The 15,277-nt window shown below is 63.9% G+C and carries 16 protein-coding genes and 1 pseudogene; 2 read left to right on the top strand and 15 right to left on the bottom strand.

The window, feature by feature from the left end; all coding sequences use genetic code 11:
- Nucleotides 1-9: 9 nt before the first annotated feature.
- From G3N59_RS18440 to G3N59_RS18450, 3 genes are all read right to left on the bottom strand, one after another.
- Nucleotides 10-1,017 (bottom strand): SIS domain-containing protein, encoded by a 1,008-nt coding sequence (locus tag G3N59_RS18440; protein WP_205984153.1) that lies wholly within the window; start codon nucleotides 1,015-1,017, stop codon nucleotides 10-12.
- Nucleotides 1,010-2,113 (bottom strand): N-acetylglucosamine-6-phosphate deacetylase, encoded by a 1,104-nt coding sequence (gene nagA, locus G3N59_RS18445; protein ID WP_205984070.1) that lies wholly within the window; start codon nucleotides 2,111-2,113, stop codon nucleotides 1,010-1,012. Before nagA ends, G3N59_RS18440 begins: the two co-directional genes overlap by 8 nt.
- Before the next feature lie 127 nt (nucleotides 2,114-2,240).
- Entirely contained in the window at nucleotides 2,241-2,975 is a 735-nt protein-coding gene (locus tag G3N59_RS18450; protein ID WP_205984071.1) for a GntR family transcriptional regulator, read from the bottom strand.
- A gap of 399 nt (nucleotides 2,976-3,374) precedes the next feature.
- Here G3N59_RS18450 and G3N59_RS18455 point away from each other — a divergent pair, with 399 nt between their 5' ends.
- On the top strand, nucleotides 3,375-3,812 hold the full coding sequence (locus G3N59_RS18455; protein WP_205984072.1) for a MarR family winged helix-turn-helix transcriptional regulator: 438 nt from the start codon (nucleotides 3,375-3,377) through the stop codon (nucleotides 3,810-3,812).
- Nucleotides 3,813-3,905: 93 nt separating this feature from the next.
- Here the strand turns inward: G3N59_RS18455 and G3N59_RS18460 are convergent, their stop codons facing one another.
- The 6 genes from G3N59_RS18460 to G3N59_RS18485 form a co-directional block, all read right to left on the bottom strand.
- Nucleotides 3,906-4,718, bottom strand: a complete 813-nt coding sequence (locus G3N59_RS18460; protein WP_205984073.1) for a MetQ/NlpA family ABC transporter substrate-binding protein — start codon at nucleotides 4,716-4,718, stop codon at nucleotides 3,906-3,908.
- Between the two features lie 218 nt (nucleotides 4,719-4,936).
- Nucleotides 4,937-5,581, bottom strand: coding sequence for an SCO family protein (locus tag G3N59_RS18465; RefSeq protein WP_205984074.1), 645 nt, complete (start codon nucleotides 5,579-5,581; stop codon nucleotides 4,937-4,939).
- Nucleotides 5,582-5,585: 4 nt separating this feature from the next.
- Nucleotides 5,586-6,491, bottom strand: coding sequence for a heme o synthase (cyoE, locus tag G3N59_RS18470; protein ID WP_205984075.1), 906 nt, complete (start codon nucleotides 6,489-6,491; stop codon nucleotides 5,586-5,588).
- Nucleotides 6,492-6,500: 9 nt separating this feature from the next.
- Entirely contained in the window at nucleotides 6,501-7,610 is a 1,110-nt protein-coding gene (locus G3N59_RS18475; RefSeq protein WP_205984076.1) for a COX15/CtaA family protein, read from the bottom strand.
- Nucleotides 7,611-7,649: 39 nt separating this feature from the next.
- Nucleotides 7,650-8,303: a cytochrome C oxidase subunit I gene (locus tag G3N59_RS18480; RefSeq protein WP_205984077.1), complete on the bottom strand. Its 654-nt coding sequence runs from the start codon at nucleotides 8,301-8,303 to the stop codon at nucleotides 7,650-7,652.
- Between the two features lie 100 nt (nucleotides 8,304-8,403).
- Complete coding sequence (locus G3N59_RS18485) at nucleotides 8,404-9,189, bottom strand: SURF1 family protein (RefSeq protein WP_205984078.1); 786 nt, start codon at nucleotides 9,187-9,189, stop codon at nucleotides 8,404-8,406.
- 129 nt (nucleotides 9,190-9,318) lie between these two features.
- Between G3N59_RS18485 and G3N59_RS18490 the strand changes: the two genes are divergently transcribed.
- Nucleotides 9,319-9,528, top strand: a complete 210-nt coding sequence (locus G3N59_RS18490) for a twin transmembrane helix small protein (RefSeq protein ID WP_027815714.1) — start codon at nucleotides 9,319-9,321, stop codon at nucleotides 9,526-9,528.
- A 131-nt stretch (nucleotides 9,529-9,659) separates the two neighbouring features.
- Here the strand turns inward: G3N59_RS18490 and G3N59_RS18495 are convergent, their stop codons facing one another.
- From G3N59_RS18495 to coxB, 6 genes and pseudogenes are all read right to left on the bottom strand, one after another.
- Nucleotides 9,660-10,517, bottom strand: a complete 858-nt coding sequence (locus G3N59_RS18495) for a cytochrome c oxidase subunit 3 (protein WP_205984079.1) — start codon at nucleotides 10,515-10,517, stop codon at nucleotides 9,660-9,662.
- 101 nt (nucleotides 10,518-10,618) lie between these two features.
- Nucleotides 10,619-10,843, bottom strand: coding sequence for a DUF2970 domain-containing protein (locus G3N59_RS18500; RefSeq protein ID WP_205984080.1), 225 nt, complete (start codon nucleotides 10,841-10,843; stop codon nucleotides 10,619-10,621).
- Nucleotides 10,844-10,890: 47 nt separating this feature from the next.
- Nucleotides 10,891-11,442 (bottom strand): annotated as a pseudogene (locus G3N59_RS18505) (cytochrome c oxidase assembly protein); the annotation flags it as partial.
- A 40-nt stretch (nucleotides 11,443-11,482) separates the two neighbouring features.
- Complete coding sequence (locus tag G3N59_RS18510) at nucleotides 11,483-11,623, bottom strand: cytochrome oxidase small assembly protein (RefSeq protein ID WP_205984082.1); 141 nt, start codon at nucleotides 11,621-11,623, stop codon at nucleotides 11,483-11,485.
- Between the two features lie 159 nt (nucleotides 11,624-11,782).
- Entirely contained in the window at nucleotides 11,783-13,396 is a 1,614-nt protein-coding gene (gene ctaD / locus G3N59_RS18515) for a cytochrome c oxidase subunit I (protein WP_183722503.1), read from the bottom strand.
- 154 nt (nucleotides 13,397-13,550) lie between these two features.
- A complete protein-coding gene (coxB, locus tag G3N59_RS18520) occupies nucleotides 13,551-15,194 on the bottom strand; it encodes a cytochrome c oxidase subunit II (RefSeq protein WP_205984083.1) in 1,644 nt (547 codons plus the stop codon).
- Nucleotides 15,195-15,277 lie beyond the last annotated feature (83 nt).

A 15,277-nucleotide genomic window follows, 5' to 3' on the forward strand; every position in this document is an offset into this window, starting at 1 on the left:
CTTTCCAATCTAGTGGGTTTCGGTGACTTTGTTCAGGTAACGCGGCTCGTCCGGGTTGCGGCCGCGCGCGGCGGCGAGGCCCGCCGCCATCACGTAGAACGAAAGAATCGCGGCGATCGGATCGAGTGCCGCATCGGCGCTTTGCGCGAGCGGCAGCGTGGCGCCTTCGACGCCCTCGGGCGCAGCCAGCAGCACGCGCGCGCCGCGCTTTTGCATGTCGTGCGCGAGATCGACGAGACCCGCCTGCTCCGGCCCGCGCGGCGCGAACACCAGCAGCGGATAGTCGCGGCCGATCAGTTCCATCGGGCCGTGACGCACTTCGGCGCTGGAGAACGCTTCGGCCTGGATGCCTGAGGTTTCCTTGAGCTTGAGCGCCGCTTCCTGGGCGATGGCCAGACCCGCGCCACGGCCGATCACGATCATTTGTTTGACGTCGCGCAGTTCGTCGACGGCCTTCGACCAGTCGAGCGAGCCCGCGCGGTGAAGTGCATCGGGCAGTGCGCGCACGGCGTCGAGGAACGCCGCGTCGCGCTGCCAGAAGGCCACGAGTTGCGCGGACATCGCGAGCATCGCGATATAGCTCTTGGTGGCGGCCACGCTCAGTTCCGGCCCCGCCAGCAGCGGCAGTTCGGTGCCCGCGGCTTCGGCCAGCGGCGAATCGGCCACATTGACCATCGCCGCTGTCAGCGCGCCTGCGTCACGCAGCGCCTTGATGGTCGCGACGAGATCAGGACTCCTGCCTGATTGGGAGAAAGCAAGGGCAAACTGGCCGCTTACACGTAAGGGCGCCTGTTGCAGCGTGGCGATCGACATCGGCAGCGAAGCCACCGGCACGCCGAGGCGGCTCATGGTCAGCGCGGCGAAATAGCTCGCCGCGTGGTCGGAGCTGCCGCGCGCGACGGTGAGTGCGACGTGGCGCGGCGCAGCGTCGAGCGCAGCCGCGAGCGCCTCGACGCGCGAGGTGTCCGCGAGCTGCGCGGCGACGACGCTGGCCGAGGCCAGCGCTTCTTTAAGCATATTCGACAATCGATTCTCCTTCGACATAGGTCGCGGTGAGCGCGAGGTCGCGATCGAACACGTTGACATCGGCCCAGGCGCCGCGCTTGAGGCGGCCCCGATCTTCGATGCCGAGGTAGTCGGCCGCGTAGCGCGACAGGCGTGCGGATACGTCCGCGATCGGCAAGCCGAGCGAGACGAGATTGCGCAACGCCTGGTCCATGGTGAGCGTGCTGCCGGCCAGCGTGCCGTCCGCAAGACGCACGCCGCCGAGGCATTTGGTGACGTGCTGGCTGCCGAGGCGGTATTCGCCGTCGGGCATGCCGGTCGCCGAGGTGCTGTCCGTCACCACGTAGAGGCGCGGAATCGCGCGCAGCGCGGCGCGGATCGCGCCCGGATGCACGTGCAGCAAGTCGGGAATGATTTCGGCGTATTCGGCATGCGCGAGCGCCGCGCCGACCACGCCGGGATTGCGGTGATGCAGCGGCGACATCGCGTTGAACAGGTGCGTGAAACCGCAGGCGCCGTGCTTGAGCGCGTTCACGGCGTCGTCGTAGGTCGCCAGCGTATGGCCGATCTGCACGCGCACGCCGCGCGCCGCCATCTCGCCGATGATCTCGATATGACCGGCGATTTCCGGCGCCACCGTGACCACGCGGATCGGCGCGATCGACAGGTACTTGAGCACTTCGTCGAGCACGGCGGAGACCGCCGCGTCGGGCTGCGCGCCCAGCTTGCCCGGGTTGATGTACGGCCCTTCCAGATGCACGCCCAGCACGCGCGCACCGCCCGCCGTGCGCGTGCGGGCGACATCGCCCAGACCCGCGACCACGTTCATCAGCTCCGCGCGCGGCGCGGTCATGGTGGTGGCGAGCAGGCTCGTGGTGCCGAAGCGCGCATGCGTGCGCGCGATGGTTTCGATGGCGTTGCCGGCTTCCATCACGTCGGCGCCACCGCCGCCATGCACGTGCAGGTCGATGAAGCCCGGCAGGATGTAGGGCGCGTCGTTCTTCGCCGGATCGGCGGCCTCGCCCTCGATCGACGTGATGCGTCCGTTCTCGAACGTCAGCGTGCCGTTGATCCAGCCATCAGGGGTGAGAATGTTTCCGCTCAGCATGAGATTTTTCCGATATTGCACGCGGCGACGGCCTGCGCGCGGTCAGTCTTGACGGTGACGTGCATGAGAGAGTCATGGCGCGCGCAGGTGTTCCCGCGCGCCGTATTTTTTGCGAGATTCGGTACGGTCATTGGCGCAGCTCCGCCACGAAGTCGTAGTAGCCGTCGCGGCAGTAGGTGTCGGTCAGCTCGATGGCGTGCTGGTCGCGCGAGAAACCCACGCGCGTAATCACGAGCAGCGCCGCGCGCGGTTCCACGCCCATCAGTTCGGCGATCTCGCCGGTCGCGTTGACGGCGCGAAAGTGCTGCAGCGCGCGCACCACCGGCATCTCGCGCGCCTCCAGATACGCATAGAGCGAACCGTCGAAGCCCTGCGGGTCCGGCACGATCGACACCGGCAGCGCCGAGTGCTCCACCGCCATCACGATGCCGTCCGCGCGGCGCAGCCGCCGCAGACTCGACACCGACGCGCCCGGCGACAAGCCAAGCTGCACGATTTCCTCGCGATGCGCGGGCCGCACGCCGCGTTCGAGCCACACCGAATCCGCCGTGAAACCGCGCTGCTCCATCTTTTTCGTGAAGCCGGTCAGGCGCGAAAGCGGATCTTCCACGCGCGGCGTGATGAAGCTGCCCGCGCCGCGCGCGCGCCGGATCAGGCCCTGTTCGACCAGCAACTCGATCGCCTTGCGCGCAGTGATGCGCGATACGCCGATGGCGTCCGACAGCGTGCGCTCCGAAGGCAGCGCCTCCCCGGCCGACCAGACACCGCAATGAATGGCCGTGGCAAGGTTGCGCGCCAGCTGCAGATAGAGCGGCGTGACATTGCGCGCATCGGGCATCAGGGCAGACCAACGGGTTTCCATGGAACTCCGGCCAGCGGTTTGACGAATATCGTGGGGGTAAGGCTTCGATCAGATGCAACCTGCTTCAAAAGCGAGCCCATTATATAACCACAATAATACCAGTCAACCTGCGCGACACTTATCGCCAACCAGAGATAAACTTATTTAAAATCAATAATTTGCACGAAACCATAAGGCGCCGGGAGGTGCCGCTTGAACATTGGGATTTTCCCTGGATTGGAGTCCAGTGGGCTCTTTTGTGGTGACCATAAAAGGGCCATTTGGGCTCTTTCAATCGCCCGACGGAATTCAGCGTTGGATCCAATATGTAGGTTCAGACAAAGAACGATATCGCGCGCCTCTGACATCCCATATAGTGATAGCTGACCTACATCAACGAACTGACCACGGGGCCCCAGTTTGTCGAATGATTCCGACACGAGACGGCGTGCAGAAGCCGTCCTGCAGTTCAACCGCTTTTACCGCACATTTTTAGGTGCGCAGCAGGATGACCAGCCTGCCTCGCCGTTTTCGCTGACCGAAATTCGCGTGCTACGCGAGCTCTACAGCGGCGGCACGCAGACCTCCGCCACGCTGGCGCGTATGCTCTCGCTCGATTCCGGCTATCTGAGCCGTATCCTCGCGAGCTTCGCGCGACGCCATCTGATCGCGCGCGCCGCCTCGCAGGCCGATGCGCGCCGCAGCTTCATCTATCTGACCGAAACGGGCCGGGAAACCTATGCGTCGCTCAAGAACGCAGCCATCGGCGGTCTGGCGGAACGGCTCGGCAAACTCTCGGCGGCCGAACAGGAAGAATTGATTGGCGCGATGCAGGTCGTGCAACGACTGCTCGGCTGAAAAAACAAAAAAGCCGCGCCATCGAAATGGCAGCGGCTTCTTCGCTTGCGGTACTGACTGTGCGCGGCACGCGGGCCGCGCACAGTCATACGCTTAGAACGACGGGACCATCGAGCCCTTGAATTCGTTCTTGATGAACTGGCGCACGTCTTCCGACTGGTACGCAGCAACCAGCTTCTTCACCCACGGCTTGTCCTTGTCCTGCGCGCGCACGGCGATCAGGTTGGCGTACGGGCTGTGGATGTCTTCGATCGCGATCGCATCCTTGGTCGGCTGCAGGCCGGCTGCCAGCGCGTAGTTCGTGTTGATCACGGCGGCGTCCACGTCGCCCAGCGCGCGCGGCAGTTGCGCGGCGTCGAGTTCGACCAGCTTCACCTTCTTCGGATTCGACGCGACATCCAGCGGCGTAGCGTTGTTGCCGTTCACGCCCGCGCCAGCACGCAGCTTGATCAGACCCTTGCTTTGCAGCAGCAGCAGCGCGCGGTTTTCGTTCGACGGATCGTTCGGCACGGCGACCTTCGCGCCTTGCGCCAGGTCGTTGAGCGACTTCAGCTTCTTCGAGTACACGCCGATCGGCGAGATGTACGTGAGGCCGGCGTTGACGATCTTGTAGCCGCGCTGCTTGATCTGGCTGTCGAGGTACGGGCCGGTCTGGAAGCTGTTCGCGTCGAGGTCGCCCGAATCGAGCGCCGCGTTCGGCTGCACGTAATCGTTGAACTCGATGACCTTGACGTTCAGGCCTTCGCGCTTCGCGACCTTCTGGACGACGGCCCACACCTGGGCGTCCGGGCCCGACACCGTGCCGACCTTGATGACCTGGTCGTCTGCGCGTGCGCCGAAGCTGGCTGCGAGCGTGGTGGCGGCGACGCCGGCGAGGAGTACTTTGATCAGATTTCTGCGCTGCATGGAGATGGTAGTTCCGCTTGTTGCTTGTTTATTACGTTATCGAGCCGCTGGGCCGCATTGTGTGCCGCCCGCGGCAGACATAAATGCTCTCATATGGCACCGGCCCCGCGAAATATAGAAATCGCATACTGGTATGCCCGCGGGCTGGGCCGGCGCGCGCCAGTGTGGCGCATCGGGCTTTCAGGGAGCCTGCGAGCCCCTGAAATACCCGCTTGAAATCAGTTGCCGTCGTTCGAGCCGAGCAGGATCTTGAGATCGTGCACCCAGGGCGTCACGCCCTGACCGTCGCGCGCGAACAGACGCAGCTTGCCGGTGGTGTCGAACACATAGCTCGCGGCGGTGTGATCCATCGTGTAACCGTCCGCGGTCTGGCCCGGCACCTTCGCGTAGTAGACGCGGAAATCCTTGGTCACCTGCTTGAGCTGCGCGTCGTCGGCCGGGCGCAGGGCGATGAAGGTGGGATTGAAGGCGCTCACGTACTGGCCGAGGATCTGCGGCGTATCGCGCTGCGGATCGACGCTCACGAAAATCACCTGCACGCGCTTTTCGGCATCGGGCCCCAGTTGCTGAAGCGCTTGCGACAGCTCGGCCATGGTGGTCGGGCAGACGTCCGGGCAATGCGTGTAGCCGAAGAACAGCACGACCACCTTGCCCTTGAAATCCGCCATCGTGCGGGTTTTGCCGTTCGAATCCGGCAGCGAGAAGTTGTTGCCGAACTGCGTGTTGCCGGTGATGTCGAGATTCGAGAACGACGGCGGTTGCTGGCCGCAGCCTTCGAGGCCGAGCGTCGCGCCCAGCGCGCCCGCTGCGGCAAGCGCAACCACCGTGGCGCGCGCGAGGCGCGCAAGTGTGCGTCGGGTCATCGTCTTATGCCCCGATCAGTGCGTGCACGTAATGATCGACGAGCAGCGCGACGAACAGCAGCGAGAGATAGATGATCGAGTAACGGAACATCGCACGCGCGAGGGCATCCGAATACTCGAGGTAGATCTTCCACGCGTACGCCAGGAAGACCGCGCCGAGCAGCACGCTCGACACCAGATACACCAGACCGCTCAAGCCCGAAATGTAGGGCATCAACGCGACCGCGAAGAGAATCAGCGAATACAGCAGCATGTGCAGACGCGTGTACTTTTCGCCGTGCGTGTTGGGCAGCATCGGCAGGCCAGCTGCTTCGTAGTCCTTGCGGCGGTACAGCGCGAGCGCCCAGAAGTGCGGCGGCGTCCACACGAAGATGATCAGCACGAGAATCCAGGCGTCGCCGGGCACGTGGCCGGTGACGGCAGCCCAGCCGAGCGCAGGCGGCATCGCGCCCGACGCACCGCCGATCACGATGTTCTGCGGCGTGGCCGGCTTGAGCAGCAGCGTGTAGATGATCGCGTAACCGATGAAGGTCGCCACGGTCAGCCACATGGTCAGCGGGTTGCAGAACGTGTACAGCACCCACATGCCGATGCCGCCGATCACCATCGAAAACAGCAGGATCTGCCGGCTCGTGATCTCACCGCGCGCGGAGGGACGCCACGAAGTGCGGCGCATACGCGCATCGACTTTTTGTTCGACCAGACAGTTGATCGCGAAGGCCGCGCCGGCCGTCAGCCAGATGCCGACGGTGCCGCCGATCAGTTGCTGCCAGGGCACCATGCCCGGCACTGCGAGGAACATGCCGATGACCGCGCAGAACACGGCCAGCTGAGTCACGCGAGGCTTGGTGAGGGCCAGATACTGCGAAATCCGGCTGCCGGGCGACTGGGGGAGGGTTGTACTTTCCATAGGGCGGGATCACACCGCAGCGGTGTCGCGCGCAGGGAGAACGGCGCGGCCGGGGCGGCTACAAGCAATTCGAAAGTTTAGCACGACGAGCAAAAGCAGCAGGATCGCCGCGCCACCGTTATGGGCCACCGCGATGGGCAGCGGCCATTGCAGGACGATGTTAGAAAGTCCTGTCAGAAACTGGATTGCGATCACGATCAGAACCCAGTTCGCGGGGCGGCGCAACGAGGCATAGCGCCGCATTTTGAGGGCGAACCATACCAGATATGCGATGACCGCGAAGGCAAACGTGCGGTGCGTCCAGTGAATCGCGACGAGCGCGTTCTGGGTGATCACATCGCCGTTTCCATCCATGCCGAGCGCGCGCCAGAGATGAAAACCGTGATGGAAATCCATCGGCGGAATCCAGGCGCCGTTGCAGGTGGGGAAGTCGGTGCAGGCGAGCACGGCGTAGTTCGTGCTGACCCAGCCGCCCAACGCGATCTGCACGATCAGCAGCACGAGCGCTGCGAGCGCGGCCACGCGCCAGCGTGCGGCGTCGGGTTCGAACGCCGGCAGCGGCGTCATGCGCGCACCCAGCCAGGCGAGCGTGCCGAGCAGCGTGAGGCCCAGCAACAGATGCGTCGTGACGATCACCGGTTGCAGCTTCATCGTCACGGTCCACGCGCCGAAGATGCCCTGCACGAGAATCAGGCCGAGCAGCGCGGTGGGCCACCACGGCGACACATGCAGCGGCAGACGCTTGATGCGCGCGCGCCAGGCGATCGCCATCTGCGCAATGATCAGGACACCGATGGCCATCGCGAAGTAGCGGTGAATCATCTCGATCCACGCCTTCGACATACTCACGGGGCCGCTCGGCATGGCCAGATGCGCGGCGGCGATCTGCACATGCGCGATGAACGGCGAGGACGTGCCGTAACAACCCGGCCAGTCCGGGCAGCCGAGACCCGAATCGGTCAGGCGCGTGAAGCCGCCGAACATCACGAGGTCCAGCGTCATGAACGTCGTGAGCCACACGAGTTTGCGGAATTTGTTGTCGTCGGCTTTGACCCACACCCACGAAAGCGGCAGCAACGCGATGCACAGGCCGATCAGGCCCAGCTCCAGGATAAACATCTCTCTTACTCTTCTCTGTCAGAACTCGCGCTGCGCACCTTAACCGATGCGGGACCACTTGAGGAGCTTAGTCACGTCTTGTTTGATCTTTGACGGATCGGCATGCGCGGGGAAACGCTCCATCAGGTTGCCGTTGGGATCGACCAGGTAGATGTGATCGGTGTCTTTGGTGCTGTCGGTGGCGGGCAGCCACGCGGCCAGAGCGGCGGAATCCGCGCGCAGCACGCGCGTGTCCGGGTAGGCGCTGCGCAGCACGGCGGGCACGCTGGCGTCGTCGGTGCGCAGCCAGACCATGAGCACGCGCTCGCGTTCGGCGCCTTGCGTCGCGCGCACCTGGCGCATGAAGTAGAGCTTCTGCACGCAGGCTTCGTTGCAGGCGCTGCCATCGACGGAAATCATCAGCCAGCGGCCGCGCAACGAATCGAGCGGCACTTCATGGCCGTCGTCGCCGGTCACTTTCAGCGCGGACGGAATCGGGCGCTGCGGCTCGATCAGCGTGCCGTAGCTCGTGCTGCCGCCCTTCGGCTTGATCACGTAATACGTGAAGTACGAAATGACGATGGGCGCGCCGCAGATCAGCGCGATCAGCAGCAGCATCCAGCGGCCGCGCCGCCAGGAACCTTGTTGCGGCGCGCCGTTCGAGCCGGCCGCGTTGCGGGAAACCTGCGTGGTATCGGGAGAATGCGTCGACACTGCATGAACCTCGTTTCTGTCGCTTCCTGTTGACCGTGCGCTGCCGGATTGCAGCGCCGGATTGCCAGCGATGCCTGACGATTGCGTTACGACGAAATCGTCAGGCGTCCTTCGCGCCGTGTACCGGCCCTTGTGAACCTGGCGTGCTTTGCGCGGCTTGCGTGCGCTCTTTTGTCGCAGCCCGGCGGGCCGCGTAAAGACCGAATCCGAGCGCCGCGACCGCCATGCCCCACCACTGGAACATGTAGCCGTAATTACGCTCGACGTCCGTGGCCGGTGCGGGCCAGTCGCGCACGAGACCGTCCTTGAGGGCCGTCGCCGTGGACGATACGAAGCCCGTCTGCTGGATCACGAACGGCTGCAACGGCAGCCCGGCTTCCGTCGCGAAGGAAGCGACGGCCAGATTCTGCCGGATCTTCTGATGCGCTGCAGAGCCGCCGGCACCCAGCTCGAACGCGCGCGTGGCATCCGCGCGCGCGATGCCCTCCACTTCCACCGGCCCTGTCGGCGTCAGATAGGGCGCGATCCGCGTGCGATCGTCGATGCTGCGCGGCAGCCAGCCCCGGTTGACCAGCACGTAGCCGCCGTCGTCCAGTTTAAGCGGCATCACCACGTAAAAGCCTGGCTGGTCGTTATAGGGACGATTGTCGAGATACACCACCTGCGCGGGCAGGAACGTGCCCTTCGCACGCACGCGATGAAACTCGATGTCCTTGAGCGCGAGCGGCACGGCGCTCACCGTCTGCGCGCTGGCGTTTTCATACTGCGTGATCTGCGCCTGCAAGGCTTCCTTCTGATGCGCGCGATCGCGCTGCCAGAAACCGAGCCGGATCGTCACGGCCATCACGATCAGGATCAGCAAGGCGGGGACGAGCCGGATCTTCATCGGGCACGACCGATGCGGCACATACGGCTGATCGAACCCCGCGCGCCCAGGCGCGGTGCGATAATAAGACAGGCGTTTTCAGACATACGAGACTCCGCAAACTTCGCCGCACATCCCGCCGTGAACTTCATGCACATACTCGTCCCCATTGCCTTCGCGCTGATCATCGCGAGCATGATCTCCGCGCTCTATTTCATGATGCACGACCGGGGCCGCACCAAGCGGATGGTCTGGTCCCTCGCCACGCGCGTGGGCTTTTCCATCTCGCTGTTCCTGTTCATTCTGTTCGCGCACTGGATGGGCTGGATTCAGCCGACCGGCATTCCGCTCGGGCGCTAGGCGCTCGACTTCTTCAGCACTGCCGCGCATTCTGCGCGACTGCAAAAACCAAAGCGCCGCGCCGACCATGTCGGAGCGGCGCCTTCGTGTTTTCAGGCGCGCCGCGTGAGCCGCCGCGCGCGCCATCGGCATCAGAGCCAGTAGACCACCACGTAGAGGCCGAGCCACACCACGTCCACGAAGTGCCAGTACCAGGCCGCGCCTTCGAACGCGAAGTGATGTTCGGGCGTGAAGTGTCCGCGAATCATGCGGAACATCACCACCGCGAGCATCGTGCCGCCGAGGAACACGTGGAAACCGTGGAAGCCCGTCAGCAGGAAGAAGGTCGAACCGTAGATGCCCGAAGCGAGCGTCAGATTCAGTTCGTTGTACGCGTGAATGTATTCGAAGGCCTGCAGGCAGAGAAAGCAGAAGCCCAGCACCAGCGTGCCCGCGAGCCACGCGATGGCCTTCCTGCGATGGTTGTCGCGCAGCGCGTGGTGCGAGACCGTCAGCGTCGCGCCCGACGAAAGCAGCAGCGCGGTGTTGATGGTCGGCACCGGCCACGGCGTCATCGAGCGGAAGTGCGAGACCAGCGCCGCCGGGCCGTTGTTGGGCCACACCGCCGCGAAATCCGGCCAGATCAGCTTGAAATCGAGGCTGCCGAGCTGATGCAGCGCGATCTGGCGGGCGTAGAACAGCGCACCGAAGAACGCGCCGAAGAACATCACTTCGGAGAAGATGAACCAGCTCATGCTCCAGCGATACGACACGTCGACGCGTTTGCCGTACATGCCGCCCTCGGATTCGGCGATCGCGTCGCCGAACCAGTGCCAGAGCGTGAAGAGCAACCACAGGAGGCCGATCACCACGCCGATCGGCGCCCACGAGTCGCCGTTGATCCACGACGCGAGCGACGACAGCATGACCAGCAGGCCAATGGCCGCGCTGATCGGATGCCGCGACGGGTGCGGTACGAAGTAGTACGGGCTATCGTTTTGACCGCTCATGCCTGTTTCTCCAGTTTCCAGTTGCTCCCGGACGCTGCCGGTGTCTCTGCGTTATTCATTGTTCGTCGCGCTTGGCGCACGGCGATTGCGTTGCGACCGTTCTACTTACCGACGACTGCATGCACGATCAGCAGCAGCACGACGATGAACAGGATCGCGCCGAGAATGCCCGCGCCGATCAGCGCCGCCGGATGCAGTTGCGCGGCGTCGGATTCCAGATCGGCACGCTTGCGCACGCCGAGAAACGACCACGCCACCGCCTTCACCAGTTGCAGCACGCTGCCCTTCTTCGCTTTTGCCGCGCCTGCGCCGCTGTCGTCGTTCATCGCCGCCTCATCCTGACTCACGCTCCGGCCGCCTGCTTCGGCGCCTGCGGCACCGCCGGCTTGTTCAGCTCGAAGAAGGTGTACGACAGCGTGATCGTCTTCACGTCTTTCGGCAGTTTCGGATCGATCACGAACACCACCGGCATGCGCTTCGTTTCGTTCGCCTTCAAGGTCTGCTGCGTGAAGCAGAAGCACTCGATCTTGCGGAAGTATTCGGTTGCCTGTTTCGGCGCGTAGCTCGGAATCGCCTGCGCGTCGATCGTGCGTCCTTCGTTGTTCGAAATGTCGTACATCACCGTCATCACTTCGCCGGGATGCACGTCGATGCTGTTCTGTTCCGGCTTGAAACCGAGCAGCCCGCGCGCATTGGCGTCGAGTTCCACCGACACCGTGCGCGTCATATCGACCTGCGTGTTGCGCGCCTCGCGTGCGCTTACATCGCGCTGCACCAGATTGTTGACGCCCGTGACCTCGCAGATCGCGCGATACATCGGCACCAGCGCCCAGCCAAAGCCGAACATCAGCAACGCCACCACCACGAGCTTGATCAGCATCGAGCGGTTGAATGCGCGGTCGCTACCTGCGTGCTGCGTGGACATCGGACTTCCTCGAACAGTGTGCGGGCACGACGCCAGCGCGTCAGTGTCCGGCGAAATACACCTGCTTCACGACGCCGCCCAGAAAGAACGCGGCGGCGACCAGCAGCAGAATCAGGCCGAGCCGGCGGTTGCCCGCGCGAATCTGCTCGGGCGTGCGTCGTGTCTGAGAATTACGCGTCATGCTTGCAGTGCGGTTGGCCGCGGCGTGTTCATCCAGCGCGACTGGCGTGATTCCCTGCATCGTGAATCGCTCCCTGCGTGAATCGTGCGGCTGCGTTGCTGTTTCGATGTGTCCGGCTCAGGCGATACATGAAGCCGGACACCGTATGTCGAGCGGGTTTTATTCGACCGTCGGCGGATTCTCGAAGGTGTGGAACGGCGCCGGGCTCGGCACGGTCCATTCGAGGCCGGTTGCGCCATCCCAGGGCTTGTCGCCGGCCTTTTCCAGTTCGCCGCCGCCGCGATACGCGGGCAGCGCGACGAAGAACAGGAAGTACACCTGCGACAGACCGAAACCGAATGCGCCGATCGTGATGACCTGGTTCCAGTCGGTGAACTGGGCCGGATAGTCGGCGTAGCGACGCGGCATCCCGGCGAGGCCGACGAAGTGCATCGGCAGGAACGCGACGTTGAAGAACACCAGCGAGCACCAGAAGTGGATCTTGCCGCGCATCTCGTTGTACATCCAGCCGGTCCATTTCGGCGACCAGTAGTACCACCCCGAGAACAGCGCGAATAAGGACCCCGCCACCAGCACGTAGTGGAAGTGCGCCACCACGAAGTAAGTCCCGTGATACTGGATGTCGAGCGGCGCCATCGCCAGCATCAGACCCGACAGCCCGCCGAACGTGAACACGATCAGGAAGCCCACGGCCCACAGCATCGGCGTTTCGAACGAGAGCGAACCGCGCCACATCGTCGCGACCCAGTTGAACACCTTCACGCCCGTGGGCACGGCGATCAGCATGGTGGCGTACATGAAGAACAGCTGGCCCGTCACCGGCATGCCCGTGGCGAACATGTGGTGCGCCCAGACCATGAACGAGAGAATCGCGATCGACGCCGTGGCGTACACCATCGAGCTATAGCCGAACAGCGGCTTGCGCGAGAACGCCGGAATCACCTGCGAGACGATCCCGAACGCCGGCAAGATCATGATGTAGACCTCGGGGTGACCGAAGAACCAGAAGATGTGCTGGTACATGACCGGGTCGCCGCCGCCTGCCGCATTGAAGAAGCTCGTGCCGAAGTGGCGGTCGAACAGCAGCATGGTGATCGCGCCTGCCAGAACCGGCATCACGGCGATCAGCAGATAAGCGGTGATGAGCCACGTCCACGCGAACATCGGCATCTTCATGAGCGTCATGCCCGGCGCGCGCATGTTCAGGATCGTGACGACGATGTTGATGCCGCCCATGATCGACGAGGCGCCCATGATGTGGACCGCGAAGATCGCGAAGTCCATGCCGGGGCCCATCTGCGTGGAAAGCGGCGCGTAGAGCGTCCAGCCCGCGGCGGTCGCGCCGCCCGGCACGAAGAACGAACCGACCAGCAGACACGCTGCGGCGGGCAGCAGCCAGAAGCTGAAGTTGTTCATGCGCGCGAAGGCCATGTCCGATGCGCCGATCTGCAGCGGCACCATCCAGTTCGCGAAGCCCACGAAGGCCGGCATGATCGCGCCGAACACCATGATCAGGCCATGCATCGTGGTGAGCTGGTTGAAGAACTCGGGGCGCATGATCTGCAGGCCCGGTTCGAACAGCTCGGCGCGGATGCCTAGCGCCATCACGCCGCCCGACAGGAACATCACGAACGAGAACAGCAGGTACAGCGTCCCGATGTCCTTGTGGTTGGTGGCCATCAGCCAGCGGCGCCAGCCGTGTGGCGTCGCGTGGGCGTGGTCGCCATGCACGTGACCGTGCCCCCCAGCTACATCGTGTCCGATGCTAGACATGACTTATCTCCTGAAGCGAATTGCTTTGCGTCTCTTACTGCAGTGTTGGCCAGTGCGGTAGGTCCGCGACTCGTGCCCGCTTTTTTACAGCGTACTGAGTGTTTCTTGTTATCGAATTCGTTATGGACTGCTTGTGGACCCGCCAGGCTGCGTTTTATGCAGCCGGGCCGATTTCCACGCGGCGCGCTTCTTTCGCGTCCGCACCGCCGGTGACGGTTTCCGGCTTCTTCAGAATGATGTGATCTTCGGCGATGCCGGCGGCCTTCAGCGCGTCGCGCACGGCTTGTGCGCGGTGCTTGGCCAGTTCCGCGTTGGCGTCGGCCTTGCCGCTTGCATCGGTATAGCCCGAAAGCGTGAACTTCGCGTCCGGATGCGCCTTCGCGTAGTCGGCGGCGGCCTGGATCGCGTCCTTCGCGTCGGCGGGCAGCGTGCTCTTGCCCACTTCGAAGTAGACGCTCGCCGGCAGCGCAGCCGTGCTTTGCGCCGCGCCCGAAGCCTGATCGGCGCCGCTTGCCGCTGCTGCCGGTGCGCTGGCTTCAGCCGCACCGCTGGCACCACTGGCACCCGCTGCCGCCTGATCCGCACCTGCCGCAGCCGTCGTGCCGCCGCCTTCCGGCATCTTGCCGTTGCGCGCATCGGCCACCTGACGCGGTTGCAGGATGTCGCCCGTGTGGTTGCCCCACGCGTTGCGCTCGTAGGTGATGACCGAAGCGATCTCGACGTCGTTGAGCGTGGGCGCCCACGACGGCATCGCCGCCTTGCCCTTGAGCACGATGCTCACGTGTTCCGCGATCGGACCGTTGGCGACCTTGCTGCCGTCCAGCGCCGGGAACGCGCCTGCGCCCTTGCCGGTGGGCTGGTGGCACACCGCGCAGTTCGAGGCGTAGACCTTCTCGCCGCGCTCCTTGAGTTCGGCCATCGTGTAGGTCTTGTTCGGGTCGTCGTTGGCCGCGGCCATCTTCGCCTTCTGCGTCTGCACCCACTTCGCGTAATCGTCGTCGGACAGCACTTCGACCACGACCGGCATGTAAGCGTGTTCCTTGCCGCAGAGTTCGGTACAGAAGCCGCGATACGTACCCACCTTCTCGGCCTTGAACCAGGTGTCGCGCACGAAGCCCGGAATCGCATCCTGCTTCACGCCGAACGCGGGCACGTACCACGAGTGCACCACGTCGTTGGCCGTCGTGATCACGCGGATCTTCTTGTTGACCGGCACGACCAGCGGGTTGTCGACTTCCTGGAGATAGGTATCGGTGATCGGCGCGAGGCCGTTCACTTCGCTACGCGGCGTGGTGAGCGTGGAGAGGAAGCTGATGCCCTCGCCCGGCCCCTTCACGTAGTCGTAGCCCCACTTCCACTGATAGCCGGTCACCTTCACGGTGATGTCGGCGTTGGACGTGTCCTTCATGGCGACAACGGCCTTGGTGGCCGGCAGCGCCATCAGCACGACGATGATGAACGGCACGATCGTCCAGATGATTTCGACGGTCGTACTTTCGTGGAAATGCGAAGCCTGGTGACCCTTCGACTTGCGATGCGCAAAGATCGAATAGAACATGACGCCGAATACGCCGATGAAAATCACCGTGCATAGAATCAGCATCATCGTATGGAGGCTGTAGAGCTCTTCTGCGATGCGCGTGACGGGCGGCTGGATATTGATCTCGTTGACCGCTGGGCCGCCCGGACTGTCTCCGACTGCGAGTGCCGCGCCGGCGAATACGAGTCCGCTGCACGCCAGCACGCCCTGTAGGGCTCGCTTGATTGTTTTCATAGCTTCCTTACCCATAATTTCCATTCAAACCCTCGACCCCGCAGGAAGGTTTTGCAACCAGGTCACGCCCTGGGGGCGCACACGCCGCGTCGCGATTCACTCACAAC

The organism is Paraburkholderia sp. Ac-20340 (genome assembly GCF_017104965.1).
GTDB lineage: Bacteria > Pseudomonadota > Gammaproteobacteria > Burkholderiales > Burkholderiaceae > Paraburkholderia.